Here is a 25,313-nt window from a genome sequence, read left to right as displayed (position 1 = left end):
CGCTTCGCTCTTTCCTTGGTAAAATAAAAGGGAAAGTTTTTAGCTATTAAGTTTTTCAGTGATATTTATTCGTTCAATTCAAGTAATTGAGGTATGCTTTTAAGTAAGTTTTGTTTGTCGATTTCGCTTTGTCTAAAATCGAATGTAAGGAAGGTCATAAATGAATTCCACTAAAAATACCGTTTATCAGATTACCGAATGGATTACCCGTTTTGCCTATTTGAATTTACTCTGGATTGTTTTCACATTAGCAGGTGCGGTCATTTTGGGGCTGTTCCCTGCGACAACCGCAATGTTCTCCGTTTGCCGAAAATGGCTGCGCGGCCAGACGGACGTGCCCGTTTTCCGTACGTTCTGGGATTATTACCGGAAAGATTTCGTGAAAAGCAATGTGATGGGCCTGTTTGTTTGGCTGCTTGGCGCGTTAATCGCCGCTGACGTCTTCTATTTGTTGGCCTTAGACGCTGCCCATCTGACCTGGATATCGATTCCTTTGTTTGCTTTCATGCTTTTGGTTTTATTGTTCCTGTTTTATCTATTCCCGACATTTGTGCATTTTGATATCAAAGCCACCCAAGTGCTTAAAAACGCATTTTTGATCATGCTGATCCATCCGCTTCACAGTTTGCTGATCCTGCTTTGCTTAGTACCGCTTTTTCTGATCATGCAGGCTTTGCCGGCGCTCGCGTTCATCTTCGGTGCAAGTTCCTATGCTTTCATCACGATGTGGATTTCTTTGAACGCTTTCAATAAAACAGCTGAGAAAAGCACGAGTGAACTGCCACAATAAAAAGCTTCACCTCTCAGATACAATTCCTGATGAGGTGAAGCTTTTCTTGTGTCCAGACTCCAGCGCCTAGCTCCTCGGATCTTAAGTCAGCCCACTACGGAAATCAGGATTTCCTCCGTGTTCTGCCTTAAGCCTTTCGGAGCTGAACAGGCGCTTCCGCTTTTCTTGTGTCCAGACTCCGATGGCCAGCTTCTTGGGACATAAGCCCTGCCGGCCATGCGGCAAAGAACGCCGCACAGCCGACCCGTCTTATGCCTGTCGAAGCTAAACGGCCATCTCCGCTTTTCCAATTACCCCTTCACCGCACTTGATGAAATCCCTTCAACGACTTTATTGCTGAAGAAGATGAAGGCGATGATGATCGGAAAGACGCTGATGATCAACGTGGCGCCGATTGCACCCCAGTCGGTCATGTATTGCCCGATGAAGTTCTGGATACCGACTGTCAGCGTTTTGTATTTCTCCGAGCTGATGAAGGTGTTGACGAAAACGAATTCATTCCAGTTGTAGATCATATTGATGACGACCGTAGTCGCCATGATCGGCGTAGTCATCGGCAAAATGATGCGGAAGAACATGCGATGGATCGAACAGCCATCGATGATTGCCGCTTCTTCGACTTCGTGCGGCAAGGTGTAATAGAAACCGAGCAGAATCATTAAGGTGATCGGTAAGTTATACGCGGTGTACGTGATGACGATTGACCACGGGTTATCGATCATGTCGACGCTTAAGAACATGCTGTAGAGCGGGATCAATGCCGAGTGGATCGGAATCATCAAGCCAATCATGAAAAGCCCGAGCACAAGGCCGCTTAGTTTCCACTTCATGCGCGTCAATGCAAATGCGGCCATGCTTGCGAATAATACGGTGAAGATGATCGCAGCAATGGTAATCCACACACTATTAAGGAAATACGTGCCGATTCCCCCGTCCCAGACTTTCTGGTAGTTTTCCCATCTGAACTCCGACGGCAAAGAAAACGGTGATCCTGCAAAGATTTCCTGGTTGCTCTTCAACGAGAACAGGAACAGCCAGATGAGTGGGAGGATTTGAAATAATGCCACTACTATCAAAGCCAGGTAAAGAAAGAAATATCCAACGCGTTTCATTAAACAAACCTCCTCTTAGTATTCGAGCTTCTCTTTTGTTTCGGTTACTTTGCGGATGATCAACGTAACGATCAATGTGATGATCAGCAACAAGAATCCGATGGCACTGCCGTAGCCGAAGTTATAGCTGGAGAAAGCCAATTTGTACATATAAGAAGCCATTACTTCACTGGCTCCGTTCGGTCCGCCGGCTGTCATTACATAAATCAAATCGAAGTATTTCAAGGAACCGACAATCGCCAAGACGATGGTCACACTCACGATTTCTTTGATCAATGGCAATTTGATGCGCATTGCGATCTGGAATGGCGTCGCGCCATCAATTCTTGCAGCTTCAATCAAAGATTCCGGAATATTTTTCAATGCCGCATAGTAAATCAGGATATAAAATCCTGCATATTGCCATAGGATCGGAACGAAGATGGCAAACAAAACCAAGCTTGGATCTGCGAGCCAAGATGGTGGATTTTCAACTCCGATAGTTCTAAGGAATGAATTCAAAATCCCGTTTGACGGGTTGTAGACTTTTACCCACAACTGGGCAATGGCAACGGATGACAAGAGCATCGGAATCAAGTAGATTTTACGAAGCAAGTCCGCACCTTTGATTTTTGAAGCCAGGATGATCGATACAGCTAAATAGATGATTAAACTTAATGCTGAGAAAAGGGCCAATAAGAACGAATGCAGAGCACTGTTCCAAAATAGTTTATCTTGGATTCCTTCTATATAATTGTCCAGGCCGATAAAAGTTTTTTCTCCGATTCCATCCCAGTCCATCAAGCCGTAGTAGCCGGACAGGAGCAGCGGGATAAAGATCAAGACCATCAGCAATATAAAGGCGGGCGCAATATAGAACGCGATATAAAGCTTATTGGACATCACTTTGTTCATAACATTCAACCCCATATCTTATAAAGTAGAAGGGGACAATCCTGAATTCTGGATATGCCCCCTTCTTGTTTCTCTAACTTTGCAAACCGTTGTTATCGTTCTTTATTTCGAAAGAGCGTCCTCGTGGGCTTTCGCAAATTCTTCAGGCGTCATTTCGTTGCCGAACAGCGCTTGAATTGCGTCCAAGTGGACCGTTGCCACTTCCGGGCTCAATTGAACATCCGCAAACATTGTGATGTTGCTCGCTTGGTTCAGTTCTTCCAAGATATCGATATACATTTGTGGAAGATCCATTGACGCAGCATCCACTTTCGTCGCTGGGATTACGCCAGCTTCTTCAACCGCTTTTTCGCCCCACTCTTTCACAAAGTAGGCAGAAAAGTCTTTTGCTTCTTCTTTTACATCTGAATCTTCTGCTACGAACAAGCCAACTCCAGGGCCGCCGACAAAGCTGTTCATATCGCCTTGGCCGTCAACTGTTGGGAAGTTCATGTATTTTACAGAATCTCTGAATTCTTGTGGTACGTCTTCATTTGTCGTGAAGTTTGGAAGATCCCAAGTTGCGATCATGTACATCGGCGCTTGTTCGCTCATGAACATGCTCTTCGCTTCTTCATCTGCAAGGCCGTTGAATCCATCAACAAAAGCCCCGCTGTCTACCAAGTTTTGAACTTCTGCAGCCGCTTCGATCAAGGCAGGATCTTCGAAGCTGCCTGAACGGTCGATTGCTTTGTTCAATGTATCAGCGCCGCCGATGCGGTCAGCCAAGTACATATACCACATAGAACCTGTCCATGAATCTCTGTTTCCTAGAGCAATCGGCTGAATGCCCTCGTCACGGAATGCTTTTGATGCTTCTAACAATTCTTCATATGTTTCTGGAACTTCAATGCCGTTATCCTTAAACATCTTCTCATTGTAATAAATGCTGACAATGTTCAATTCCAATGGCAATCCGTAAGTTGTGCCGTCAAGCGCATAGGCTTCAGCAGTTCCTGGTACGAATGCATCTGATAGTTCAGACTCGATGACATCATCCAACGGTGCGAACATATTTCCGCCAACATAAGGCTCAAGGAATCCAGCAGCCCATGTAAGGCCTACATCCGGCAATTCTTTTGATGTTGAAAGGACACGCAATTTATCTTTGTATTGCTCATTGCTTAAAACTTCTAAATCTATTTTGACGCCTTCGTTTTCCGCTTCGTAATCAGCAATAATATCGTTTACCACGTCATAATGCTTTTTGGAGCTACCTTCTGGCCATAAGTGCATAAATTTAATTTCAGTGTCTGCATTACTTGAACCCGATGACGCCTCATCAGAATCTGAACACCCTACTAGCAGTAACGATGAAATAGCAGCGGACAATAGCAGTGCAAGCGTTTTCTTCCTTTTCATTTTTTTCTTCCCCCCACTTTGTGTGCTATTACAACAATATTCAGATTGTTGTATGCGTTTTCATTATAGCAAGGGTTTTCATGTTCGTCTAGTGGCTAAACAAAGTTTTTTATTAAACTACTTTCGTTTCAAAGTATCTGTTAAAATAGTCTTAAAAATGATAGAAAGAGCTGAGCAGGATGAATGTAAAAGTGACCAAGACCTGGAACCATCAAGTCGTCAAAGAAGGCAATAAATCATTAGTGTTGGATAAGATCAAAAACAATTCACCGATTTCGCGGGCGGCTGTCGCAAGCCAGACCGGACTAAACAAAGGAACCGTTTCTTCCCTTGTCAGTGATTTGCTGGACGATCAATTGATCTACGAATCCGGCCCTGGCGAATCAAGCGGCGGCCGCCGACCGGTTATGCTCTTGTTCAACGATTTGGCCGGCTATGCAATTGGCATCGATATCGGCGTCAATTACCTGCTTGGCGTATTGACGGATCTCAGCGGCAATATCCAGTTGAAGAAAGAATGCAGTTTTAAAAATCTTTCATATGAAGAAATCAGAGAAAAAATGTTTTCCACCATTGATTCATTGATTGCTTCTGCACCTGAAAGCCCTCACGGCGTAGTTGGCATCGGCGTCGGTGTACCGGGAGTCGTTGATAAAAGTGGAGAAATCTTGCTAGCGCCAAACTTGAAGTGGCGGAACCTGGACTTGAAATCGGTCTTGGAAGAAAAGTATGGACTTCCCGTCATTATCGAAAACGAGGCGAATGCCGGTGCTTACGGCGAAAAGCGTTTCGGTGCGGGACAGGAATGCGAAAACATCATCTATGTCAGCGCAGGCATCGGGATTGGCGTCGGCTTGATCTTAAACGGTTCCCTCTATAAAGGATCGAACGGATTTTCCGGCGAACTTGGCCACATGACCATTCAAGTAAACGGCCCAAAATGCCGCTGTGGAAATGAAGGATGCTGGGAATTATACGCGTCGGAACAAGCTTTGCTTGATACAGCGGTGCAGTCCGGTTTATTCGCTTCCACTGATGAAGAATTGGATTTGCCCCATTTGATCCAGCTTGCGGAATCCGGAAACGAAGAAGCCATTGCCCTCTTCAAAAAAAGCGGCGATTATTTAGGCGTCGGCATCAACAACATCGTCAACACTTTTAACCCGCAGCAAGTAGTGATCGGCAACCGGATGGCTTCCGCCAAAAATTGGCTGAGCGAATCGTTGAATGAACGCGTGGCAAACCAAGCCCTTTGGTTCCAGCAAAACGATTTGATCATCGGCTTTTCGGAACTTGATACGCTGCCAACGGCACTTGGCGTCGCTGCTTTTACCATTGAGAATTTCTTGAGTGTCCGCATGCAGCCGCAGCAAGCCATTTTTTCTTAAGCTGTTATAAACTTTCATCACACTTAGTTTACCAATCGTACTAAGTAGTGTATGATCGTTTATAACAACCGAAGATTTTTAATTTTCGTTTAAATCATTTTAAAAATCTTTGTGTTTTTGCTGTTTGGGCACGTGTTTTTGAAAGCACTTACATTATTTCGCCTCTACAGCATATCCACAAAATCTTACATAAAAGGGTGACGAAAAAATGGCTATTATCCAAAATCCGATTTTGACTGGATTCAATCCGGATCCAAGCATTTGCCGTGTGGGAGAAGATTATTACATCGCGGTTTCCACTTTTGAATGGTTCCCCGGTGTCGGCATCTACCATTCCAAGGACTTGAAAAACTGGCGTTTGATCTCTCGTCCGCTTAACCGCCTTAGCCAATTGAATATGATGGGCAACCCGAACTCCGGCGGCGTCTGGGCACCTGCCCTTTCATACAGCGACGGAAAGTTCTGGCTGATTTTCACGGATGTAAAAGTGACAGAAGGCCAATGGAAAGATTGCCATAACTACCTCGTCACTTGCGAAACGATTGACGGCGAATGGTCGGAACCGATTTATTTGAACAGTTCTGGATTTGACCCTTCCCTGTTCCACGATGAATCCGGCAAGAAATACTTGGTGAATATGTATTGGGATCACCGACATGGCCATCATAATTTTTACGGCATCGCGCTTCAGGAATACAGCGTTGAAGAACAGAAATTAGTCGGCAAATCCGAAATCATCTTCAAAGGAACCGATGTGGCATTAGTTGAAGCGCCGCATCTTTACAAAATCGGCGAATATTATTATTTATTGACCGCTGAAGGCGGCACGAAGTATGACCACCAAGCTACGATTGCCCGTTCAAAAGATTTGCACGGACCTTATGAAGTCCATCCGGAAAATCCGTTGATCACATCTTTCTTCTCGCCAAGAAATCCGCTGCAGAAATCGGGACATGCTTCCATTGTCCAAACGCATACGGACGAATGGTTCCTGGTGCATTTGACGGGGCGTCCGCTTTCCCGAAAAGGACAAGCTTTGCTTGACCGCGCGGCTACTGCCCGCTTGGACGCGAAACAGCCATCCAGCGAGTGGAATGGAAAAACGATTGGCCATATGTCGTCGGCGGAAATGCACCCTCACTTCAAATCGAAGGGCCAGCCATCGAAGAAGTGGTGTGGGATCGCGATTATCCGGAAAAAGACGATTTCGATTCGGAGACATTGAACCCGCATTTCCAGACGCTGCGCATTCCTTTAGGCGAAGAAATCGTTTCCTTGAAGGAAAATCCAGGCCACTTGCGCATTCATGGACGCGAGTCGTTGACATCTAAATTCACCCAAGCATTCGTCGCGAGACGCTGGCAGCATTTCCACTTTACTGCGGAAACGAAAGTTGCCTTCCAGCCGGATACATTCCAGCAGGCAGCGGGTCTTGTAAACTATTACAACACGGAAAACTGGACGGCGCTTCAAATTACGTGGCACGAAGAGAAAGGCCGCATCCTTGATTTGACTGTCTGCGATAATTTCGCCTACGATCAGCCGCTGCAAGGCGACGAAATCGTCGTGCCGGATGAAGTCGAGTACGTCCACATGCGCGTCGATGTCGATGCGGAGATTTATCAGTATTCCTATTCGTTCGATGGGGAGGACTGGCACTTGATTCCGATCCGCTTCGGTTCGCATAAACTTTCCGATGACTACATCCAAGGCGGCGGATTCTTCACCGGCGCATTTGTCGGCATGCAATGCCAAGATACGTCCGGCCAAAAGTTGGCGGCGGATTTCGATTATTTTATTTACAAAGAACGCGAATAAACCCAATAAAAAGGGCGGCTCAGAATCTCTGAGCCGCCCTTTTTCCATTTATTTGGATATACTGTCTATTGACTGCGAAATACTGTCCGTTCCTAGCTAAGTACTGTCCATTCCTCCCCTAATACTGTCCGAACCTCTTTCCACCACTCAATCCACCACAAAATACCGCGCATCCGGATGGGCAAAGACAATCGCCGACACCGAAGCTTCCGGATCCATCATATATTCTTCCGTCAATTGGACGCCGATGTCTTCCGGTTTGATCAAGCCGAATAATTTCGCCTGATCTTCCAAGTTCGGACATGCCGGATAGCCGAATGAAAAACGCTGGCCCTGGTATTTGGCGGCAAAGCGGTCGCGCATCGTGAAGTCCGTCGCATCCGGGAAGCCCCATTGATCGCGGATTTCCTGATGGATGCGCTCGGCAAAGCCTTCGGCGAGTTCGAGTGCCGTTGCTTGAAGCGCATGGCTTTCGAGAAACTTGCCTTGTTCTTTCAGGTGCTGTGCTTCACTTCTCACCCCGTGCCCTGCTGTCACTTGCATGAAAGCCACGTAATCCATTTCGCCGCTATCAATCGATTTCAAATAATCGGCCAAACATAAAAACGGTGCAGAAGACTGGCGCGGGAATGTAAAGCGCTCGATTTCCGTTTTCCCGTCTGCCGGGCTGTAGATGACCACATCATCCCCATCCGATTGCGCCGGGAAAAATTGGTACATGCCGGACGGCTTCAGCAATCCTGATTGCAAAAAGCCGGTCGCCAGTTCATGGAGCTCGACTGCCCGTGGATCGCCTTTCGCTAACGTATTGTCGTTATAGCCTTTTAAGCCGAGGTGGTGCCCGATCAAGGTGCGCATATTCACATACGGATAAAGATGCGACACCGAATAATCCTTCAGCACATGCCGGCGTAAGTCGTGCGGCACATAAACCGGGGCATCTTCACGTACTGTCTTGACCGGTTTTTCTGCCACCGCGACTGCCGGCTTCGCTGCACGGGCCGCTTCAGAAGCCAAACGTTTTTCCTGCTGGGCATCGAGCTCTCTCAACAGCTCCGCTTTCCCTGCTCCGCTTTGCAAACGGTTGGCAAGATCGAGCCCTTGCATTGCATCTTTTGCGTAAATGACCGGCCCGTCGTATTCGGCCGCAATTTTGGTTTCGGTAAAACGCCGCGACAAAGCTGCGCCGCCAACTAAAATCGGTACATCAATGCCTGCTTCTTTAAAGTCCTGAGCCGTCAACACCATCTGCTTCGCCGATTTAACCAATAAACCAGACAAGCCAACCATATCCGGCTTTTCTTTCCGGATCACTTCGATCAACGTGGCAGGCGTGACTTTAATGCCGACATCGACCACTTTAAAGCCGTTATTGCTCAAAATGATTTCCACCAGGTTTTTCCCGATATCGTGGACATCGCCTTTCACCGTAGCCAAGACAATCTTCCCTTTGCCGCTGTCACCTTCTTTTTTCTCCATGTATTGCTCAAGGAATGCCACAGCCGCTTTCATGACACCGGCACTTTGCAGCACTTCCGCAACAATCAATTGATTGTCATTGAATAAACGCCCGACTTCCGCCATCCCTTCCATCAACGGTCCATTGATGACATCGAGCGGCGTGTCGTATTGATCAAGCGCTTTTTCAAGATCCGGAATCAAGCCTTCTTTCGTTCCTTCGATAATATAATAAGCAAGACGCCCGTCTACCGTTTTTGGGATATCATCTTCTGTCTTCTCTTTTTTCTTATCGCGGTAAAAAGCGGTAAAATCGGCCAAAGTTTCATCGGTTGTCGTAAACAGCAATTCGTTGGCCATGCTGATTTCATTTTCCGGAATGGACGCGTAGCGTTCGAGCTTTTCGGTATTGACGATGGCGTAATCAAGCCCTGCCTGGGTGCAATGGTATAAATATACCGCATTCAACACTTCGCGGCCGACCGGCGGCAAGCCGAACGAGACATTGCTGACGCCGAGAATCGTCAAGGCGCGCGGAACTTCCCTTTGATCAACCGGATGCCTTCAATCGTTTCCACAGCGGAGCCGATGTATTGCTGGTCGCCGGTTCCGACCGGGAAGACGAGCGGATCGAAAATGATGTCTTCCGGTGCCAAGCCCCATTCGTTGACCAATAAATCATACGAGCGCTCCGCGATTTCCAATTTCCGTTCACGGGTCACCGCCATCCCTTTTTCATCAATCGTTCCGACGACTACCGAAGCGCCGTATTTTTTCACTAAAGGCATCACCGCTTCAAAACGCTCCAGCCCATCTTCCAGGTTAATCGAATTGATGATGGCTTTTCCTTGCGAAAATTTCAATGCCGCTTCAATCACTTCTTCGTCAGTGGAATCAATGACGAGCGGGACTTTCACTTTCTTGACGACTTCCTGCATGAAATTTGTCATGTCTTCCAATTCATCACGATCCGGGTTCGCAAGGCAAATATCGATGACATGCGCTCCGTTCTTCACTTGTGCCCGCGCAATTTCCGCGGCTTCTTCAAATTGGCCGTCGACAATCAGCCGCTTGAATTTGCGGGAACCGATAACATTTGTCCGTTCGCCGATAAACAGCGGCCGCATCGTTTCATCGTATTGCAGCGGTTCAATGCCGGAAACGACATGGCCATGCGAAGCCGGTTCCGGTTTCCGCGGCACAATGCCGTCCATCGCATCTTTCACTGCTTTGATATGGGCAGGCGTCGTGCCGCAGCAGCCGCCCACCACATTGAGCCAGCCTTTTTCTGCAAACCGCGCAGCTTTTTCGACAGCGATTCCGGCGTTTCATGATAATGCCCTTCTTCGTCCGGCAAGCCCGCATTTGGGTAGCAGCTGACATAGCCGTCCGACAGCTCTGACAGCGAACGGATGTGATCCGTCATAAACTCAGGACCCGTCGCACAATTCAATCCGACCGACAGCGGCTTGACGTGTTCGATCGAAATATAAAACGCTTCAATGCTTTGGCCCGCAAGCGTCGTTCCCATCGGTTCGATCGTGCCGGAAACCATGATCGGCAATTCAATGCCGGTTTCTTCAAATGCCTGCTTGATGCCGATCGTCGCCGCTTTCACATTCAGCATGTCCTGGCTCGTCTCAAGCAATATCAAATCGGCGCCGCCTTCGACCAAGGACTTCGCCTGCACATAGAAGTTTTCTTTCAGTTCATCAAAGGTAATGCCGCCCGTTACGGATAAGGTTTTCGTTGTCGGCCCGATTGCGCCAGCGACAAAACGGGGCCATTCCGGCGTCGCGAATTTCGCTGCACTCCTCTTCGCAATCTCGACTGCTAAACGGTTAATATCCGCCGCTTTTTCACCCAATCCATATTCATCCAGCACGACCGGCGTGCCGCCGAATGTATTCGTACAGAGAATATCGGCACCTGCTTCAAGGTATGCATCGTGGACGCCTTCAATGACTTCCGGCTTTACGATATTCAAGTATTCATTGCAGCCGTCGAACTCTTCTCCGCCGAAATCTTCCGGAGACAAATCGGCATTCTGAATCATCGTTCCCATGGCCCCATCAATGATCAAAATCCTTTTTTCTAGCTGTTCTTCAATTCGCTGTCTGGACATGGCTGCTATCGCTCTCTTTCTGTTGATCTAGTTTCCGGATGTAATTTATCAATTCAATTGACATATCGTAGCGGAAGAACGGTGTGATCACGTAAATTCCGTTGAACAAACCGGCTGCTGCGTCAATCAGTTCTTTGGCGATTTGAATGCCTTCTGCTGTCGCCCGCTCCTTGTCATCGCCGCAAGCACGCATCCGCGCAAGTGATTCTTCAGATAATTTGATGCCCGGCACTTCATTGTGCAGAAACTCCGCACTGCGAATGCTTGTCAGCGGCATGACCCCAAGGAAAATCGGCGTTTCCAGATGCTTCGTCGCTTCATGGATTTCGACGATTTTCTCTTTCGTATAAACCGGCTGTGAAATAAAATAATCAGCCCCGCTTTCGATTTTCTTCTCAAGCCTTGCAACTGCGCGGTCAAGCACCCGTACATTCGGATTGAATGCTGCAGCTACCGAGAAGTTCGCCTTCTTTTGCAGAGGTTTCCCGGAAAATGAAATTCCTTCGTTGAGCTTTTTGATCAATTGGATCAATTCCAAGCTTGAGACATCATAGACGCTTGTGGCTCCCGGGAAATCGCCCACTTTTGTCGGATCTCCCGTTACAGCCAGGATATCACGGATGCCCAGTGCGTCCAATCCCATCAAATGCGATTGCAAACCGATTAAATTCCGGTCGCGGCAAGTGATATGCGCAAGCGGGCGAATCTGTTCCTGATGCTTCAATATCGAGCCCATGGCAAGATTGCTGACCCGCGGAGAAGCGAGTGAGTTATCCGCCATGGTGACCGCGTCCACGCCTGCCGCATTCAACGCCTTCGACCCTTCCAGGAATTTAGTGACATCGAGATGCTTCGGTGTGTCGAGTTCCACAATGATCGTCCGTTCCGTCTTCGCTTTTTCATGGAGCGGCACTTCATTGGATAACTCCGCTTCCCGGATGACGATCGGTTTTTTCGTTTCCACTTCTTTTACCGTAATCGGCTTTAAATTGCCGACGCGTTTTTTCAACGCTTCAATATGCTTCGGCGTCGTACCGCAGCAACCGCCGATTAGGCGCGCCCCTTCTTCTCTTAAGAGCAGTCCGCGCGCCCGAAATAATCGGCTTCCGATTCATAGACGACGCGGCCATTTTCAAGATCCAATAAACTTGCATTCGGATAAGCGGAAAGGAAGGCTTTCTTCGGCAGCACTACGTCTTCCAGTGCTTGAATGGTGTGGTGAGGGCCTAACCGGCAATTCACGCCGACAATGTCGGCGCCAAGTCCTTCAAGTTGATGGAGGGCATCGTTCAGCGCCATGCCGTTCTGTAAAATTCCCGGTTCGTGCATCGATACTTGGGCGATTAGCGGCACGTCTGTCCGTTTCCGCAAATGGGTAACGGTCGCTGCTAGTTCCTCAAAATCATAATAGGTCTCGAGCAATAAAGCATCCGGATCCCCACTTAAGAGGTAGCCCGATTGCTGGTCCACCATCGCGATGATTTTATCAAGCGTCGCATCACTCTTCCGAATCCGCGGATCCCGCCGATTGTTCCGAAAACAAACTGCCCGCCCGGTGCCGCAGCGCGTTTTGCAATGGCAATCGCCGCTTCGTTGATTTCCTTTACTTGGCTCTCCAGCCCGTAGCGCGCAAGTTTCAGCGCATTTCCGCCGTAGGTGTTCGTTTGGATGATATCCGCACCTGCCTGGATATACTCTTCATGAATCCTTTCGATGATGTCCGGCCGCTGCAAATTCAATTCCTCGTTGCAATATTCAATGCCGTACGAATACAGCAATGTCCCCATCGCACCGTCCGCCGTCAGAATTCTCGTTTTCAACTCTTCTAATAACCCCATCATTTTAACCTCCTCTATATACAAAAAAAGCCCTCCATGAAAAAGAAGGCTTTATGAGTTCACACTCGTTCCTTTTCATCTCTCAGGCAATCACTTGCCTGCTGGATTTAGCACCTGACCTTGCGGCTGGTTGCTGAAGCGTCATAGGGCCAGTCCCTCGACTTCTCTCGATAAGAATTCACTTTATTCAATTTTGCTTTTTATAAGGGTAACTGGTCTAGAAAGGAAAATCAAGGCGATTTACCAGAAATAAACGAACTTTCTGTTAAAAAAGACAATAACCGTTTTAGTTTCTCGTCGTTTCCCTTTTGGCCCATTTCCGCTATCATGGGAGTCAATCACCGCTTTTAGGAGGAATTTCTGTATGTCCGAAAAATACCTGCTTGATGTCAACGATCCACGCAATTATTTCGTGTTGCTCGAGAACCGCCTCTTCCCTTCGATTGCTAAAGATCCAAATGCCTTAGCGGAAGGCGCAGAACAGCACCTGGTGAAAAGTGCTGGCCCGCTTGCCATCTATGAACGCGTCGGCGTGCTTACTGCCGACATCGACTACACCATTCCATCGAGCTTTCATGCCGCAAGCGAAACCCAATACCAAAATTTCCTGTTCCGCTATACCGAAAACTCGGTGACGTTCATCGAACCTGAAAAAACGCTCTCCTACCCGACAACAGAAGCGCTTTTTGCAGCCGGCAATGACTTGTTGACTGAGAAAAAAGCACAGTCGCCCGCGGAAGATTTCATGGTGCTCAGCGCCAAACTTCTGGCAACCTATCCGTGGCAATAAAAGAAAGCTGGACGGCGTTTTTGCTGTCCAGCCTTTTGATTTCAGCCCGAAAACCATTTTCGTTTACTCCCGACTTTTTGTGAAATACGCTCGACTTTCGTTCGAATACTCCCAACTTCTGTATGAATACTCCCGACTTCCCCTCGAATACTCCCAACTCTCCAACTCCCATCCTCTAAATCAAAAATCCGCCTCCAATGAAAGAAGCGGATCCAGGCATTATTTTCTATATTTGATTGCCAATCCTTTTAGGAAGTTGCGGGCATAGCGGTCGCCGCAAACGCTGTAATTCTTATGTCCTTGTTTCCGCAAAATGCCGCTCATCTCACTTTTGGAAACGGTCACGCCTGCAAGTGCGAGCAATTCAAGCATGTCTTCACTCGTCAATTGCAAAGCGATTTTCACTTTCTTCAACAGCAAATTGTGTGCCGGCTCGTTGCTCATCGGCGGTGCAGCTGGCTGCCCCGGTTTCGGCTCTTGGCGTCCCCGCTTGAAGACAATCAAACCGTTCAAGAAGGACTCCAACATCCGGTTATCGACACGGATATGATCGGCATTTTCAGAAGCATCCAAAACGCTGTCCATGTCATCGCCTTCGCTTTCCGGCGTCTTCGTCAACACTTTCAACACATCTTCTTTCGACAGCTCGATGCCGCCTTCCTTGAAAATCTTTATCATGTCATTATTTTTAATATCAAGTGCGTAGCGCAGCCTGATTAGAATATCATTATTGTCCATCGGGAAACCTCCAATTATTATGCATGATAGCTGTTCCATCATCTTTTTCGCTTTCTTTATCATAGCATATTTGAAGCCTTGGATTTAAGGAAAAACGCAAAATGTCAACCAAGTTGACATTTTGACAAAAAGAGAGTAAGATGAGTTGTATAGACAACGAATCCAGGAGGCTATCATGTTTAATATTGGGGATCAAATTATTTATTCCGCCCACGGTATTTGCAGAATTGACGATATATGTGAAGAAACGGTTTCCGGCGTTACAAAAACTTACTACAAGCTCCATCCATTGGAAAATAGCCAACGTGTCACCATCAGCACACCCATAGACAACGACAAAGTACTGATGCTCGATCTACTCGATAAAGAAGAGGCCACGGAATTGCTCGAGACCTTCAGTGAACCTGGCATCGAGTGGAACGACAACGCGAATGCCCGCCAGAATTTATTTTCAAGCATTATTGCTGCAGGCGACCGGAAAGAAATCGCAAAAGTCGTGAACACCTTAATGCGCAAGAAAATGGAAGTGCAGCTCGAAGGACGGAACTTATACGAACGCGACCATAAAGTGTTGAATTTCACCCAGTCCATCCTGTTCAAGGAACTCGCGCTCTCACTGGATACCAATTTCGAGGACATCAATAACCAAGCCTTGCATTTCATCAGAGAAAAAGCGCTCCATTAATCGATAAAAACCCCATGTGCCGAGCACACGGGGTTTTTTCATGTTAAATCCCAATCCATACGCAGCAGCTCTTTTAAAGCGGCCACTTGCGCTTCACCGAGTTTCGCAGCAATCTTTTCCTCAAGCTGCGCTTTCATCGCCTGGCTTTCCTCGTAGCATTGTTCGCCGCGTGCGGTTAAACGGATCGATTTCTCTTTTTTATTGTTTTCCACGCTGCCGACTTCCACTAATCCTTTGGCTTCCAAGTTCTTGATGAATTTATGGATGGCTTGCCGGGAAATATCGACTGTCTTGTTGACGTAAGAAAGCGTCGCTTGCTTTTTATAGATGCGTGCCATGATATACCATTCCGAATTCGATAAATAGATTTCGCTTCGATTGTTCCAATCTTTTTCGATGATCCGGCGCACCATCGTATGGCGCTCACTCAATAAATCAATCAAATCTAAGTCCTGCAAATTAGTGTCTGGATTCAATCCGTTCACTCCTATCCTTGTTCTCCGCCATTTAATATACAGAAGCGGATGGATGAAGTCAATTTGCTTCGTTGCTGCAGGCCAGCAATTCTTGATGCGCACGACGCCATGCGCCATTTAAAGAATATCGCTCCAGATTTTGATCGCTGTCCCTAAAATAAGCAAAGCCAAAATCCACTGCAGGTATTTCGTGTTCATCTTCTGTCCGAGTTTCGCCCCGAGCGGTGCGGCGATCAGGCTTGCTACAATCATGACGGCTGCCGGCCCGTACAAAATCTGGTCGGTGACAATTTTTCCGACCGTCGAGCCAATCGACGAAATGAACGTAATCGCCAGTGAAGTCGCAATGGTCATGCGCGTCGGTATTTTCAACACCACAAGCATGATTGGCACCAGGATAAAAGCACCCGCTGCCCCGACGATGCCTGCAGCAATTCCGACGATCAAAGCAAGGCCGGCCGCCAGCCCTTTATGGAACACCACTTGGTCAAGTGGAATGTCGTCGACTCCTTTTTTGGGAAGGAACATCATGATGACGGCAATTGTCGCCAAAATGGCATAGACAATATTAATGGCTTGTTCAGACAATAGCGTGGAGCCGTAGCCCCCGATAAAACTCCCGACTAAAATGGCCCCGCCCATATAAGCGATCAGCGCCTTATTGATATAGCCGCTCCCCCGGTAAGCCCAAACTCCAGCGATCGTCGCAAAAAACACCTGGATGGCGCTGATCCCGGATACTTCATGGGCGCTGAAAGCCGTATAGCCAAGCATCACCGGTATGTAGAGCAGCATCGGGTATTTGATGATCGAGCCCCCGATTCCCACCATTCCTGAGATAAATGAACCAATAAAACCGATGAAAAAAATGACGATGATAAAATCTATACTCATACCAATTCCTCCTTGCCAAAAGGAAAAAGGGCATCAGATCGATACCCTTCAGCTTTTAGCCTTTCTTGATCCAGAATTTCAACAGGCCGCCGTCTTCTTGGACTTCGAGCAAGTCATGGCCGCCTGATTTTGCCCAAGCTGTCATATCCGCTTTTGCCCCTTTATCCGTTGCATGGATTTCTAAGACTTGACCGGATGCCAGCCCTTTCATCTCTTTTCTTGTTTTCACAATCGGCATCGGGCATGCCAAGCCTTTTGCATCTAATACTTTATCTGAATTCATGTGAGTCGCTCCTTCAATTTCCAATTTTTTATTGCCTCGTTCAATGGTTTACCGCACAGCACAGCGGTTTGGTCCAATCTCCATTTCCGCTGCTCTTCTTCAGCCGGCGAAATGATTCCCATATTGGTCTTGCGGATTTCCTGATACGCATTCGGCTGCGGCGGCAGATGACGGGTCACCATATCCCGGAAAGTTTGTTCATCTTCTATATTCAATCCGTGATTCTCTTTAAACAAAGCGCTCAATGTTTTATAGACGCTTCCGTCTTCATTCAACTCATCGATGATCATGAAATGGGCTGGAAGAACGATTAACCCGTCCGCCAGTCCCGGATAGCGCTTGTAGAGGGATTCTCTTAGATCCCCCACCCAATCTTCTGCAAGCCCTGCAAGGTCCGGGCGTCCAATGGAATCGATAAACAGAATATCACCCGTCATTAAATACTGGCCGTCTACGATGAAAGAAGTCGAACCGATCGTATGTCCAGGCGAATAAAATGCGTGGATTTCGGTTTTTTCTTCTCCTAATTCCACTTTCAGTCCATTGACAAGTTTCACGTAGTCAAACACCACTTCTTCTGCATCTGCCGGCGGCAAATAATAAGCTGCGCCTATTGCTTCCGCGATTTGGCGTCCGCCAGAAATATGGTCTGCATGCAGATGGGTATCAAAGACGTGTTTGATCACAGCGCCTTTTTCCGCTGCGAAATTTAGAAAGACATCCGCCATGCGTGTTGCATCGATCACGGCAGCTTCTCCGTCCGAGATGGCCATATAAGACAAACAGCCTTTTCCGATCCGGACAAATTGGTATAACTCACCGCCGCCTTTTAAATCCCCCACTTTCACCGGTTCCAAATGTTCGCTCCAAGCCTTCATCCCGCCTTCTAAGTAAGCGGCCTCGATCCCTTCTTCAGCAAGCATTTCTGCCACCATGACCGAAGATCCTTCCTTTGCACAAACCACCAGTATGTCTTTATCCGTTGGAAGCTTAGCCGCCGCTTCTTCGACCCCGTCCAATAAATCAAAATACGGGATGTTCAAATAATCAAAGCGGCTGCCTTCTATTTTCCAGTCCGCAAACGCATCTTCATTGCGGACATCAAAAATAAAGAGCGGTTCGTTGTTGATCACCTTTTTCGCAACTTCTTTTGCTGTTAACGATTCTACTGTCATCTTTTTACCCCCTGCCGTATAGTCTTGTTCCAAAATTCCCGTTTCATTCGGTGAGCTGAATTTCTGAGAGTTACGCGTTGTTCGGCTCCGTAGCACCTGTCCATTCGGACATGCCCTGGGCTGCATTTTTAATGCGGGTAAATCCTTTTTCCTCCAGCTGCTTTGCTGCAAAATCACTGCGCTTGCCTGTCCGGCAAATAACGATCACTTCTTTATCCGAATCCAATTCACTCATCCGCTGCTCGAGTTCGCCAAGTGGAATCGATACAGCTCCCTCGATATGCCCGAATGCGTATTCTGCCGGTTCCCGAACATCCAAAACGATTAAATCTCCGTGCCCAAGTTGTTGCTCTAATTCTGCATTAGTTAGCGTGTGCGGAAATTTCATTTCCTCTTTTTCTTCTGAGCGATCGGCTTTCCGCAAATAATGGATCAGCACATTCCCTTCTTCAGAAGTCCCGAGGTAATGGTTGCCGCTGCTCTTGGCCCAAGCTTTCATATCCGCAAGTGAACCTCTGTCCGTCGCTTGCACTTCAATCACTTGTCCGGGCTCTAAATCATTCATCGCTTTTTTCGTCCGGACAATCGGCATCGGACAAGCTAGCCCTTTGGCATCCAAGGTTTTATCGGTCTTAATCATCTGTCTTCCTCCTTTTACCCACGGGGGTATATTTAGTGTCAAAAAAATTTAAACCGTCGGACCGTTCCATTCCAGCATGCCACCATCCATATTAACGACGTCAAACCCTTTATCTTCTAATAACCGCGCCGCCATTCCACTGCGATTGCCTGAACGGCATACGAGAATATGTTCTTTCGATCGGTTGATATCCTGCAGACGGAATTCAAGCAGCCCTAATGGAATATTGACTGCTCCCGGTATCTTCCCTGCTTTTACTTCTTCTGTTTCGCGTACATCGATAATGGAAACATCCGGATGCCGGTTTACGTATTCATTCACTTCTTCTGTTGTCATTCGCTTCATTCTTTTTTCCTCCTATCGTTGCGGCCGGTATTGGTTCATCCCGCCGGTTACGTTGATCACTTGTGCAAAGCCATTTCGCTGCAAGAGCGCCGCTGCCCGGCTGCTTCGCATGCCGCTTTGGCAAATCACGTAAACTTCTTTTTCCTTATCAAGTTCCTGCAAGCGCTTCGGCAATTCAGCCAGTGGAATATTCTTAAATTCCTTGATGTGGTTTGCTTTGAATTCTGCAGGTGTCCGTACATCGATCAATTGCTGTTCTTTTTTCTTGATCACCGATTTCAAATCATCCGTTGAAATTGCCTTTGCCCCTTTTGGAAGGGAGATGGCTCTGTACCCAATCCACAGGATGACCGCTCCAATCACTAACATCAGCCAAGTATCCATGATTCTCCCCTTTTCTTTAAATGAATAAATTCACATTGCCGTCTTCTGCATCAGCCAGATAAGTCGCTACTCCAGCAAAGGCCACGTCTTCCAGCAATTCTTCCTCTTTCAATCCAAGAAGATCCATTGTCATCGTACACGCCACCAGATTGATTTCTTGTTCTTTCGCCATATCAATCAATTGCGGAAGTGTCATCGCATTATGCTTGCCGATAACATGCTTAATCATCTTTGGTCCCATTCCGGCCATATTCATCGTAGAAAGCCCTAATTTATCTGCGCCTCTTGGCATCATTTTTGCGAACATCCCTTCAAGGAATCCTTTCTTCACGGCTTGCGGATTGTCTTTTCTTAAAGCATTCAGTCCCCAAAATGTGTGGAAAATCGTTACCTCGTGGTCGTATGCCGCTGCTCCATTCGCAATGATATAGGCCGCCATCGCTTTATCGTAATCTCCGCTGAACAAAATGATGTTTGTTGTCTTTCTTTCTTCCATCTCTGATTCCACCTCCCTTATACCGCACGGGGTATATTTTAATTTAAATAAAAAAGCGCTGACTCAACAACACGTAAAATACCTATAGGGGTATATTAACATCCAAAAAGAAAATCCGTCAACCCGAAAGTTCTACGGATTTCTTATCTGCTTTTAACCAATAGGCTAACCGCATCTTTAACCAGCTGATCTGTGCTTTCACCTTTATCAATGCTGTCCCGGACACATTGCTCCAAGTTCTCACTGACAATAACGCCGATTGCCCGGTCTACTGCGCTTCGCACTGCAGACAATTGAGTCACGACATCGCGGCAATCTTCGTTGTCTTCCACCATGCGCAAGACCCCTTTAAGCTGGCCTTCGATTCTTCTTAGGCGGTTTTGGACTTGTTTATCGTATTCCATCGTATGATTGCCCCCTTCACTTTCCCTTGTTTCTATCCAATTTTATACCCCTTTGGGTATGAAATCAATCCTTCAACCTGTCTTATACAGATTGGTCGATGCAGCCGATCAATCGTTTCTCGATCTCTACAGCGATATTCTTAATGGAGTCGTTCTGAACCATGTCGGTTAAAGCAGTAGGACGCGGCATGCCGATTTTCGTCGTACCTTTTTCTTCATAGACGACGATTTTGCAAGGCAAGAAATACCCCACCATCAAATCTTCCGACAGCACTTTATTGGCTTCTTCCGGGTTGCAAACTTCCAGTACGGTAAACGGCGTATCAAAATCTGTGCCTTTTTCTTTCAGCTTCGCCGTAAGATCGAAATTCCACAAGACACCGAACTTTTCGCTCTTTAAATTCTCTTCAAGTGCTTGCACCGCTTCATCTCTGCTTTTTGACGTTTCTACTGTGTAATTGAACATTTTTTCTCCTCCTCTTCTTCTATTCTAGGACTCAAAATTAAACCCCTATGGGTATATCAACAACTACAGAATAACTCGTTTTTCTTGGAGGCACAACTAATCTGCTTTTCCGGATTTTCCCCTAAAGAAAAAGCACTTCTTTTCGAAAGCTGAAAAGAAGTGCCTGTCATTGTTTTATTCGCCGCGCGGCGCTTTCGGCGGTTGGCATGTATCGCATTTGCGCTGGTTGTTTTTGTTGAACTTTGTGAAGGTCTTCTCAAAGTTATTGCCGCAAGAACATTTGAACAGCAGCTTTTGTGAAAATCCGTGGTATTCCGTTGACAGCAATTTGCTGTCGGAGTTTTTCTCTGTAAATTCTCTTATTTTATCGATTGTCCATCGTTTATTCATTCTCTTACACCTCTATCATTTATTTGCAGGCAGAAACGCTTAGCTTCCGTTGAATTTTGGGTTCATCCGTATTCGTCCTAAGTTCCTTATTATAGCACGGCTTGACCGGCAATAAGAACAATAAATGATTTTCCTCTATTTACGATTTTAAAACGGCTTGGGTATTTTGCGTTTTTCTCTCCAGGAATTTCCCTTTGGCGTAGCCTGAAAAGAAGGTCATGAAGACCATTCCGACGACCAGCATGAGGATACTGCCGCCAAGATAAGCGGAGTCCATATTAAAAAGCACGGCATTTCGGAACCACGACTGGAACGGCAAACCAAATCCCAACAATACGGCAAAAAACACAACTTTCACTTTCCAGTTCTTGCCCTTCATCTTCTTAATCGAGTTATTTACAAAGATGCGCAAGAACGCAAGGGCCATCCCGATTCCCCAGAACATCAATAAGTACATTTTAATATCTTCATCCATGGCAAATGCTTTCCCCAGCATCCCGACTCCAATTAAAAACGCTGCAATCATCGCTATATGAGATTTCTTCATATTCCATCACCCATTCTGCAAATTCCACTCAACACTATGTTGATTGGTATATCTTTATTTTAGGCCCCTGCTATAATGAAAGCAATAAACAGAATAGGCGCACCTGTTCAGTGGTACGGAGGGGACCTGATGGCTTCGATTTACGAAGAAATGGCAGAAAAGACGAAAGAAAAAATCCAGCAGCATTTCCTTCAGCTGTTAAAGGAAAAGAACTTCATGAAAGTATCTGTCCGTGACATCACCGAAGCGGCGGAGATCAACAGAGGCACTTTTTATCTGCATTACTTGGATAAATACGATTTGCTGGATCAAATAGAAGCGGGATTATTGGAAGACTTGGATAAGCACCTGGAACAGCTAAAGCCGGATTTATTGCTCGAGGAAGCAGAAAAAGGACGGATTTCGATGAACGCGGTGGAAGTGTTCCGCTATATTCAATTGAACGCCGAATATTTTCAAATCTTCCTCGGTGAAAATAACCACATCGGCTTTCACAAGCGGCTAAAACGTTTTTTCGTCGATCACTTTGTCGAAAAGATGATGAAAAACGAAAGCTTCTTCAAAAGTGCATCGGTCCCGCAAGATTATTTGTCATCCTTTGCCACTTCCGCTTTTTTAGGGCTCATTGAACAATGGCTGGAAAACGAACTGGCTGAAACACCGGAAGAAATGGCCGAAATGTATATCCAGATCATTTTCTTTATCCGCAATTTATAACGTAAAAAAGGCTGTTTCCCAGATCAACCAGGGAACAGCCTTTTTGTTATCTGCGGCTTCTGTTCGGAAGAGGACCGCTTTCCCCGTCAATACGCGAATCTCCCGCCACTTCAAGACCCGTTTCTTCTTTTATATAAAAGAAACTTCTAAACACAAGGGCTGCAAGCGCTGCGCCAATCAATGGAGCGGCAATGAATAGCCATACTTGGGCCAGGGCATCGCCGCCGGCAAAAATAGCAGGCGCCAAGCTTCTTGCCGGGTTTACAGAAGTGCCTGTCAACGGAATGCCAATGATGTGTACAAGCACCAAGGTCAACCCGATGACGATTCCACCCATATGGGAAGTCGCTTTGCTCGAAGTCACCCCGAGTATTGCCAGTACAAAGATGAACGTAAGGATGATTTCAACGCCAAATGCTCCGAGTAAATTTAAACCGACAGCACTTAAATCGCCATAGCCGTTTGCTCCGTATCCTTCGAGAGTGGTCGAATTCGCAGCCACGAATGCAAGAAACGCACTTCCTGCAAATGCTCCTACAATTTGAGCCACTACATACCCGCCAAACTCTTTAGCTGTCAAATTCCCGGACATCCAGACAGCCAGCGAAACTGCCGGATTTACATGGCATCCTGAAATATGCCCGATAGCGTAAGCTGCTGCTACAATCGACAACCCGAATGCAAAAGCAATGGCTAAAACGCCGAGGTACCCATTATCGGTCCCTCCCGAATATCCACCTAAAACCACAGCCGCCCCTGTTCCAAGAAACACCAAGATAAATGTACCGATGAACTCTGCTAAATACTTCTTCATAGAAACCTCTCCTTTCCTTTAAAACCTCACCGTCATAATTAATCTGAACTTTCAAAATATTATAGCATAGCTTTCCCTCTTATAATTTTTATTTAACGATATTTGTCAAAATCATAAAAACCTTTCCCCGGGAATGAGAAAAGGTTTTAGTCAATGTATAGATTAAATTCAGCTTCGGAATTTGAGGACTTTTGCAGCTTCTTTAATAAGCCACCCAGCTCAAACCGGTTGTCCCTTCACCAGCGTGAACCCCTACACAAACACTGAGCTGGACAACTTGCACGTTGAGGTCTGGAAACTCTTCCAAAAGCTCGTTTTTCCAGATTTCTGCATCTGCTGCATTATTGCAATGGTTGACAGCCACTTCCGGTACAGCTCCTTTCGCCATATCTGAACGCAGCGATGAAACGACCCTGTTTTTTGCCCGCTTATTGGAACGGACTTTTTCTTTCAGGACCGTTACTCCATCTTCGAAAGTAATAACCAATTTTATGTTCAGGATATTGCTTAAAAAGGCTTGTGTTCCTGAAACACGGCCGCTTTTGTGCAATTGATTCAAACTAGAAGGAATAAATGAGAGATGGGATTTAGCTGTCATGCCCTTTATCACAGCCACAACATCTTCCACCTCTTTGCCCGCTGCAAGCAGCTCGGCTCCCGTTTCAATCATTTTGACCATCGGGAACGATCCGATTTTCGAATCAATGGGGTATACATTTAAATCGGTCATTTCTGCAGCCGACTGGGCGGTTGCGAAGGTTCCAGAAAGGCCGCTGGACAAATGGAGCGCAATCGCGGAATCATAGCCGTCTGCCTGAATTTTTTCATATAAAGCAAGCATTTCGCCAATAGCTGGCTGTGAAGTTTTAGGGGATACATCCGCCAAGCGCAATTTCTCATAAAATTCTTCCTGTGTAAAATCGATGGACTCTCTATAAACCCCATCTGAAAAAACAACACTAAGCGGGAGTACATAAACTTGATGTTTTTGAATAAAATGATCGTCTAATTGTGCAGCTGTATCGGTAATCCATGCTATTTTTTTCATCTACTAGTTTCTCCTTTAAATGCGATTCCATATCGGAAGCAGCTTTCTGCTACGGCTAATTTACCTGACGCACCAGATGACGGCTAGTGATAGGTGTCATATACGGATAAACTTTTGAAAGCGCCGACATAATTTAAACTTATTTTGCTGTTTTTACCACAAAAAAATCACCGATCTATATGCTGCATAGGTCGGTGATCTTTTGATATAAGCAGTTGGATCAACCAACTGCAATTCTTTGTTTGAATGTTTGAAGCAATGCCGCGCCTCATCCGTCGATTCACTCTTCAGCAATTGGCCTCTAAATTCATCTGCATCTGCAATATTGCTGACATAGATTTTAAAGAAGCGGCGCAGCGGTCTGAACGGCAGCGGTTCTTCTTCCGTAGAGTAATAATCATGCAAATCCAACTGCAGCTCTAAAAGCTCCAGCATTTCTGCATCGCTATGCTCGCGCGGCTCTTTTTCAAAAGCGAACGGGTTTTGGAAAATCCGCGTCCGATCATGACGCCGTCAATGCCGTATTTCTCAGCCAATTCCATGCCGGTTTGGCGATCCGGAATATCTCCATTAATCGTGATCAAGGTATCCGGAGCGATTTCATCCCGCAGTTGCTTGATTTCAGGAATCAGCTCCCAATGTGCCGGCACGCGGCTCATTTCTTTCTTGGTCCGCAAATGGATCGACAAATTGGCGATATCCTGCTCGAGCACATGCGAAAGCCAAGCTCTCCATTCCTCTACATTCGTGTAGCCAAGGCGGGTTTTGACACTGACCGGCAATCCGCCAGCCTTCGCCGCTTGGATCACTTCCGCTGCGTTGTCCGGGAAACGGATCATGCCGCTTCCTTTCCCTTTTGTCGCTACGTTGGATACCGGGCAGCCCATGTTAATATCGACGCCTTTAAAGCCCCGTTTCGCCATCCCGATGCTCATCTCGCGGAACTGCTCAGGCTTATTGCCCCAAATATGTGCCACCATCGGCTGCTCATCGGGGGTAAAGACCAATCGCCCTTCTTCACTGAAAACACCGTCCGGGTTGCAATAGCTTTCCGTATTCGTGAACTCCGTAAAAAACACATCGGGACGTGCAGCTTTCGCCACCACTTTCCGGAACACCACATTCGTGACTTCCTCCATCGGCGCGAGTATAAAGAATGGCCGCGGCAAATCACGCCAAAAATTCTCTTTCATATCC

The 25,313-nt window shown here is 46.7% G+C and carries 22 protein-coding genes, 5 pseudogenes and 1 riboswitch; of the genes and pseudogenes, 6 read left to right on the top strand and 21 right to left on the bottom strand.

All coding sequences use genetic code 11. The annotated features are described in order from the left end of the window. The first annotated feature begins 160 nt into the window (after nt 1-160). Nucleotides 161-790, top strand: coding sequence for a YesL family protein (locus L0M13_RS03060; protein WP_235198243.1), 630 nt, complete (start codon nt 161-163; stop codon nt 788-790). Between the two features lie 290 nt (nt 791-1,080). Here L0M13_RS03060 and L0M13_RS03055 read toward each other — a convergent pair whose 3' ends face one another. From L0M13_RS03055 to L0M13_RS03045, 3 genes are all read right to left on the bottom strand, one after another. Next, on the bottom strand, nt 1,081-1,902 hold the full coding sequence (locus L0M13_RS03055) for a carbohydrate ABC transporter permease (protein WP_235198242.1): 822 nt from the start codon (nt 1,900-1,902) through the stop codon (nt 1,081-1,083). 15 nt (nt 1,903-1,917) lie between these two features. Next, nucleotides 1,918-2,796 carry a carbohydrate ABC transporter permease gene (locus L0M13_RS03050; RefSeq protein WP_052653055.1) on the bottom strand — a complete coding sequence of 293 codons (879 nt, stop codon included), beginning with the start codon at nt 2,794-2,796 and terminating at the stop codon, nt 1,918-1,920. A 102-nt stretch (nt 2,797-2,898) separates the two neighbouring features. Further along, nucleotides 2,899-4,197: an extracellular solute-binding protein gene (locus L0M13_RS03045; RefSeq protein WP_235198241.1), complete on the bottom strand. Its 1,299-nt coding sequence runs from the start codon at nt 4,195-4,197 to the stop codon at nt 2,899-2,901. Nucleotides 4,198-4,376: 179 nt separating this feature from the next. On the opposite strand from L0M13_RS03045, the gene L0M13_RS03040 reads away from it, so the two are divergent. Beyond that, nucleotides 4,377-5,585 carry an ROK family protein gene (locus L0M13_RS03040; protein ID WP_235198240.1) on the top strand — a complete coding sequence of 403 codons (1,209 nt, stop codon included), beginning with the start codon at nt 4,377-4,379 and terminating at the stop codon, nt 5,583-5,585. Between the two features lie 208 nt (nt 5,586-5,793). Then, nucleotides 5,794-7,403 (top strand): annotated as a pseudogene (locus tag L0M13_RS03035) (glycoside hydrolase family 43 protein). Nucleotides 7,404-7,550: 147 nt separating this feature from the next. Here L0M13_RS03035 and metH read toward each other — a convergent pair. Together metH and L0M13_RS03025 are read right to left on the bottom strand one after the other, a co-directional pair. Then, nucleotides 7,551-10,986 (bottom strand): annotated as a pseudogene (gene metH, locus L0M13_RS03030) (methionine synthase). Further along, nucleotides 10,967-12,824, bottom strand: a pseudogene (locus L0M13_RS03025) (bifunctional homocysteine S-methyltransferase/methylenetetrahydrofolate reductase). Before L0M13_RS03025 ends, metH begins: the two co-directional pseudogenes overlap by 20 nt. A 72-nt stretch (nt 12,825-12,896) precedes the next feature. Further along, a riboswitch (SAM riboswitch) is annotated at nt 12,897-13,001 on the bottom strand. A 187-nt stretch (nt 13,002-13,188) separates the two neighbouring features. Here L0M13_RS03025 and L0M13_RS03020 point away from each other — a divergent pair. Further along, a complete protein-coding gene (locus L0M13_RS03020; protein WP_235198239.1) occupies nt 13,189-13,614 on the top strand; it encodes a hypothetical protein in 426 nt (141 codons plus the stop codon). Nucleotides 13,615-13,833: 219 nt separating this feature from the next. On the opposite strand, the gene L0M13_RS03015 is transcribed toward L0M13_RS03020, so the two are convergent. Further along, entirely contained in the window at nt 13,834-14,352 is a 519-nt protein-coding gene (locus tag L0M13_RS03015; protein ID WP_235198238.1) for a YehS family protein, read from the bottom strand. Nucleotides 14,353-14,527: 175 nt separating this feature from the next. Between L0M13_RS03015 and L0M13_RS03010 the strand changes: the two genes are divergently transcribed. Then, on the top strand, nt 14,528-15,037 hold the full coding sequence (locus L0M13_RS03010) for a CarD family transcriptional regulator (protein WP_235198237.1): 510 nt from the start codon (nt 14,528-14,530) through the stop codon (nt 15,035-15,037). Between the two features lie 38 nt (nt 15,038-15,075). On the opposite strand, the gene L0M13_RS03005 is transcribed toward L0M13_RS03010, so the two are convergent. From L0M13_RS03005 to L0M13_RS02950, 12 genes and pseudogenes are all read right to left on the bottom strand, one after another. Further along, nucleotides 15,076-15,513, bottom strand: a complete 438-nt coding sequence (locus L0M13_RS03005; protein WP_235198236.1) for a MarR family winged helix-turn-helix transcriptional regulator — start codon at nt 15,511-15,513, stop codon at nt 15,076-15,078. A 117-nt stretch (nt 15,514-15,630) separates the two neighbouring features. Next, nucleotides 15,631-16,407: a sulfite exporter TauE/SafE family protein gene (locus tag L0M13_RS03000; protein ID WP_235198235.1), complete on the bottom strand. Its 777-nt coding sequence runs from the start codon at nt 16,405-16,407 to the stop codon at nt 15,631-15,633. A gap of 55 nt (nt 16,408-16,462) precedes the next feature. After that, nucleotides 16,463-16,690, bottom strand: a complete 228-nt coding sequence (locus L0M13_RS02995; protein WP_235198234.1) for a sulfurtransferase TusA family protein — start codon at nt 16,688-16,690, stop codon at nt 16,463-16,465. A gap of 48 nt (nt 16,691-16,738) precedes the next feature. Beyond that, nucleotides 16,739-17,865: pseudogene (locus L0M13_RS02990) on the bottom strand (MBL fold metallo-hydrolase). Nucleotides 17,866-17,935: 70 nt separating this feature from the next. Then, the gene (locus tag L0M13_RS02985; protein WP_235198233.1) at nt 17,936-18,505 is read right to left on the bottom strand and encodes a sulfurtransferase TusA family protein; all 570 of its coding nucleotides are present in this window, start codon (nt 18,503-18,505) and stop codon (nt 17,936-17,938) included. 48 nt (nt 18,506-18,553) lie between these two features. Next, nucleotides 18,554-18,850 carry a rhodanese-like domain-containing protein gene (locus tag L0M13_RS02980; RefSeq protein ID WP_235198232.1) on the bottom strand — a complete coding sequence of 99 codons (297 nt, stop codon included), beginning with the start codon at nt 18,848-18,850 and terminating at the stop codon, nt 18,554-18,556. A gap of 12 nt (nt 18,851-18,862) precedes the next feature. Continuing rightward, complete coding sequence (locus L0M13_RS02975) at nt 18,863-19,234, bottom strand: rhodanese-like domain-containing protein (RefSeq protein WP_235198231.1); 372 nt, start codon at nt 19,232-19,234, stop codon at nt 18,863-18,865. A 16-nt stretch (nt 19,235-19,250) separates the two neighbouring features. Then, nucleotides 19,251-19,730, bottom strand: coding sequence for a DsrE/DsrF/DrsH-like family protein (locus L0M13_RS02970; RefSeq protein ID WP_235198230.1), 480 nt, complete (start codon nt 19,728-19,730; stop codon nt 19,251-19,253). Between the two features lie 143 nt (nt 19,731-19,873). Continuing rightward, the gene (locus L0M13_RS02965; RefSeq protein ID WP_235198229.1) at nt 19,874-20,134 is read right to left on the bottom strand and encodes a metal-sensitive transcriptional regulator; all 261 of its coding nucleotides are present in this window, start codon (nt 20,132-20,134) and stop codon (nt 19,874-19,876) included. An 82-nt stretch (nt 20,135-20,216) separates the two neighbouring features. Further along, complete coding sequence (locus L0M13_RS02960; protein WP_235198228.1) at nt 20,217-20,600, bottom strand: DUF302 domain-containing protein; 384 nt, start codon at nt 20,598-20,600, stop codon at nt 20,217-20,219. Nucleotides 20,601-20,774: 174 nt separating this feature from the next. After that, nucleotides 20,775-20,990 (bottom strand): hypothetical protein, encoded by a 216-nt coding sequence (locus L0M13_RS02955; RefSeq protein ID WP_235198227.1) that lies wholly within the window; start codon nt 20,988-20,990, stop codon nt 20,775-20,777. Nucleotides 20,991-21,129: 139 nt separating this feature from the next. Beyond that, nucleotides 21,130-21,537: an MFS transporter permease gene (locus L0M13_RS02950; RefSeq protein ID WP_235198226.1), complete on the bottom strand. Its 408-nt coding sequence runs from the start codon at nt 21,535-21,537 to the stop codon at nt 21,130-21,132. Nucleotides 21,538-21,666: 129 nt separating this feature from the next. On the opposite strand from L0M13_RS02950, the gene L0M13_RS02945 reads away from it, so the two are divergent. Next, complete coding sequence (locus L0M13_RS02945) at nt 21,667-22,254, top strand: TetR/AcrR family transcriptional regulator (RefSeq protein ID WP_235198225.1); 588 nt, start codon at nt 21,667-21,669, stop codon at nt 22,252-22,254. 46 nt (nt 22,255-22,300) lie between these two features. Here L0M13_RS02945 and L0M13_RS02940 read toward each other — a convergent pair whose 3' ends face one another. The 3 genes and pseudogenes from L0M13_RS02940 to L0M13_RS02930 all read right to left on the bottom strand — a co-directional run bounded on the left by L0M13_RS02940 (nt 22,301) and on the right by L0M13_RS02930 (nt 25,309). Next, a complete protein-coding gene (locus tag L0M13_RS02940; RefSeq protein WP_235198224.1) occupies nt 22,301-23,068 on the bottom strand; it encodes an aquaporin in 768 nt (255 codons plus the stop codon). Between the two features lie 202 nt (nt 23,069-23,270). Continuing rightward, nucleotides 23,271-24,116 (bottom strand): DegV family protein, encoded by an 846-nt coding sequence (locus L0M13_RS02935; protein ID WP_235198223.1) that lies wholly within the window; start codon nt 24,114-24,116, stop codon nt 23,271-23,273. Nucleotides 24,117-24,269: 153 nt separating this feature from the next. Beyond that, a pseudogene (locus tag L0M13_RS02930) lies at nt 24,270-25,309 on the bottom strand (tRNA dihydrouridine synthase). Between the last annotated feature and the right edge of the window lie 4 nt (nt 25,310-25,313).

This window comes from Planococcus sp. 107-1 (genome assembly GCF_021513255.1).
Classification (GTDB): Bacteria; Bacillota; Bacilli; order Bacillales_A; family Planococcaceae; genus Planococcus.
Note: the sequence above shows the minus strand (reverse complement) of the source record. Positions and strands in the feature narration are given on the sequence as shown.

What these genes read in the sequence shown, in the direction of transcription:
- L0M13_RS03055 (WP_235198242.1), bottom strand. Translation starts at nt 1,902, where the DNA reads ATGAAACGCGTTGGATATTTCTTTCTTTACCTGGCTTTGATAGTAGTG.
- L0M13_RS03040 (WP_235198240.1), top strand. Translation starts at nt 4,377, where the DNA reads ATGAATGTAAAAGTGACCAAGACCTGGAACCATCAAGTCGTCAAAGAA.
- L0M13_RS02980 (WP_235198232.1), bottom strand. Translation starts at nt 18,850, where the DNA reads ATGAAGCGAATGACAACAGAAGAAGTGAATGAATACGTAAACCGGCAT.
- L0M13_RS02940 (WP_235198224.1), bottom strand. Translation starts at nt 23,068, where the DNA reads ATGAAGAAGTATTTAGCAGAGTTCATCGGTACATTTATCTTGGTGTTT.
- L0M13_RS03060 (WP_235198243.1), top strand. Translation starts at nt 161, where the DNA reads ATGAATTCCACTAAAAATACCGTTTATCAGATTACCGAATGGATTACC.
- L0M13_RS02945 (WP_235198225.1), top strand. Translation starts at nt 21,667, where the DNA reads ATGGCTTCGATTTACGAAGAAATGGCAGAAAAGACGAAAGAAAAAATC.
- L0M13_RS02950 (WP_235198226.1), bottom strand. Translation starts at nt 21,537, where the DNA reads ATGAAGAAATCTCATATAGCGATGATTGCAGCGTTTTTAATTGGAGTC.
- L0M13_RS02935 (WP_235198223.1), bottom strand. Translation starts at nt 24,116, where the DNA reads ATGAAAAAAATAGCATGGATTACCGATACAGCTGCACAATTAGACGAT.
- L0M13_RS03050 (WP_052653055.1), bottom strand. Translation starts at nt 2,796, where the DNA reads ATGAACAAAGTGATGTCCAATAAGCTTTATATCGCGTTCTATATTGCG.
- L0M13_RS02975 (WP_235198231.1), bottom strand. Translation starts at nt 19,234, where the DNA reads ATGGATACTTGGCTGATGTTAGTGATTGGAGCGGTCATCCTGTGGATT.
- L0M13_RS03010 (WP_235198237.1), top strand. Translation starts at nt 14,528, where the DNA reads ATGTTTAATATTGGGGATCAAATTATTTATTCCGCCCACGGTATTTGC.
- L0M13_RS03000 (WP_235198235.1), bottom strand. Translation starts at nt 16,407, where the DNA reads ATGAGTATAGATTTTATCATCGTCATTTTTTTCATCGGTTTTATTGGT.
- L0M13_RS03045 (WP_235198241.1), bottom strand. Translation starts at nt 4,197, where the DNA reads ATGAAAAGGAAGAAAACGCTTGCACTGCTATTGTCCGCTGCTATTTCA.
- L0M13_RS03015 (WP_235198238.1), bottom strand. Translation starts at nt 14,352, where the DNA reads ATGGACAATAATGATATTCTAATCAGGCTGCGCTACGCACTTGATATT.
- L0M13_RS02970 (WP_235198230.1), bottom strand. Translation starts at nt 19,730, where the DNA reads ATGGAAGAAAGAAAGACAACAAACATCATTTTGTTCAGCGGAGATTAC.
- L0M13_RS02955 (WP_235198227.1), bottom strand. Translation starts at nt 20,990, where the DNA reads ATGAATAAACGATGGACAATCGATAAAATAAGAGAATTTACAGAGAAA.
- L0M13_RS02960 (WP_235198228.1), bottom strand. Translation starts at nt 20,600, where the DNA reads ATGTTCAATTACACAGTAGAAACGTCAAAAAGCAGAGATGAAGCGGTG.
- L0M13_RS03020 (WP_235198239.1), top strand. Translation starts at nt 13,189, where the DNA reads ATGTCCGAAAAATACCTGCTTGATGTCAACGATCCACGCAATTATTTC.
- L0M13_RS02985 (WP_235198233.1), bottom strand. Translation starts at nt 18,505, where the DNA reads ATGATTAAGACCGATAAAACCTTGGATGCCAAAGGGCTAGCTTGTCCG.
- L0M13_RS02965 (WP_235198229.1), bottom strand. Translation starts at nt 20,134, where the DNA reads ATGGAATACGATAAACAAGTCCAAAACCGCCTAAGAAGAATCGAAGGC.
- L0M13_RS02995 (WP_235198234.1), bottom strand. Translation starts at nt 16,690, where the DNA reads ATGAATTCAGATAAAGTATTAGATGCAAAAGGCTTGGCATGCCCGATG.